The sequence below is a fragment of the Pseudoalteromonas sp. ESRF-bin5 genome (assembly GCF_002632075.1).
Classification (GTDB): domain Bacteria; phylum Pseudomonadota; class Gammaproteobacteria; order Enterobacterales; family Alteromonadaceae; genus Pseudoalteromonas; species Pseudoalteromonas marina.
In genome coordinates, this window is record NZ_NTLW01000022.1 from 1 (window position 1) to 1769 (window position 1769).

Annotated in this window: 2 protein-coding genes; both read right to left on the bottom strand. The window is 40.0% G+C overall.

The window, feature by feature from the left end:
- Positions 1-75 precede the first annotated feature (75 nt).
- Positions 76-1020, bottom strand: a complete 945-nt coding sequence (truB, locus tag BCG07_RS00295) for a tRNA pseudouridine(55) synthase TruB (RefSeq protein ID WP_010555981.1) — start codon at positions 1018-1020, stop codon at positions 76-78.
- 14 nt (positions 1021-1034) lie between these two features.
- Positions 1035-1481, bottom strand: coding sequence for a 30S ribosome-binding factor RbfA (gene rbfA / locus BCG07_RS00300; RefSeq protein ID WP_243533060.1), 447 nt, complete (start codon positions 1479-1481; stop codon positions 1035-1037).
- Between the last annotated feature and the right edge of the window lie 288 nt (positions 1482-1769).

A 1769-nucleotide genomic window follows, 5' to 3' on the forward strand; every position in this document is an offset into this window, starting at 1 on the left:
AGCCGATCACTAATTCAGCCAAAACGATTAAGCGGGCGTATTCTACCAAGTATAATAATAACTACAAGTTAAACTTTACTCTGCCTGCTGGTTTGATAGACCGCGTTTTGATTTTAAATGGCCATCAGGGTTTTTCTCGCCTGTGCCTATAAACACACCATCGGCTAATACCTTTATTGCACCATCAGGTAATTCTTTACCAAGAACTACAGCTTGCCCATGGCTAAATGAAACACCCTGCTCTTTAGTGATTTCCACAACCGGTAAATCAACTAGAGCGGTGTCCATTGGCAAAAGCAGTTCGTCAAGGTAGGTTGACGGAACGGTTTCTTCGTCTTTTGCTTTAGCTAGTAACGATTCTAACTGCTCTATCGATACCATTTTATCTGCGGGGTAATGGCCAACAGCCGAGCGGTGAAGCATAATTACATGAGCACCACAGCCTAAGTTTTCACCTAAGTCATCAACAATAGTACGAATGTAAGTCCCTTTAGAAACGTGAGCTGTCATTTGTACTTCATTATTCGCTTCATCAAACTCATCAAGCGTTAGGCTAAATACATTTATCTTTCTGCATTTTCGAGGAACTTCAATCCCTTCACGCGCATATTTATACAAAGGTTTCCCTTCATACTTAAGCGCAGAATACATCGATGGATACTGATCAGATTCACCTAAAAACGCTGAAATTTCTTGCTTTAATTGATCAACAGTTACGTTTACATCTCGTGTCTGAACTATTTCACCATCAGAGTCAGATGTTGTTGTTCTTTCACCTAACTTAGCACGCACAACATAGGTTTTATCGGTATCAAGTAAAAACTGAGTAAACTTAGTCGCTTCACCAAAACAGATTGGCAGCATACCGGTAGCAAGCGGATCGAGTGCACCTGTGTGCCCCGCCTTTTGGGCAAAATATATACCTTTTGCTTGCTGTAATGCCTTGTTTGACGAAATACCTTTGGGTTTATCTAACAACAAAATCCCGTCTATTGGACGGCCTTTACTGCGTCTTGCCATCGCTATATGCCTTCTTAGCTATCTTTATCATCTGCTTGTTTAATGTTGTCATCTGAGCTCGACACATCATCAACACTACTATCGTCTTCATTGACGTGTTTTGCGTTATCTTCTCTGATGATTGTGTCCACTAAGTTAGAGATACGCATCCCTTCCATTAATGAATTATCAACCACAAACTTTAGCTCTGGCATAATACGAGCACGAATACGCTTGCCTAAAAGCGAACGAATATAGCCCGTAGCTTCGTTAAGTACTTTTGCGCTTTGCTTTGCTGCATCTTCATCTTTTGTGTTAAACACAGTGATGAAAATTTTTGCATAAGATAAATCGCGCGATACTTCTACCGCAGACACTGTCACCATGCCTAAGCGCGGATCTTTAATTTCGCGTTGTAAAATCACAGCAATTTCTTTTTGGATTTGCTGGCCAACACGATCAGTGCGAGAAAATTCTCTCATGAAACTTGTCCTAAAAATGTAACTTATTGAAATTTAATAATAAGCTAATTAAGTAATAGATACACAAATGGGGGCTAAGCCCCCATTTATTTGTTTAGTGAGCTAACAATTATAAAGTACGTTGTACTTCAACTGTTTCAAATACTTCGATTTGGTCACCAACACGTACGTCATTGTAGTTCTTAACACCGATACCACATTCCATACCATTACGCACTTCTTGCACATCGTCTTTAAAGCGACGAAGTGATTCAAGTTCGCCTTCGTATATAACCACGTTATCACGTA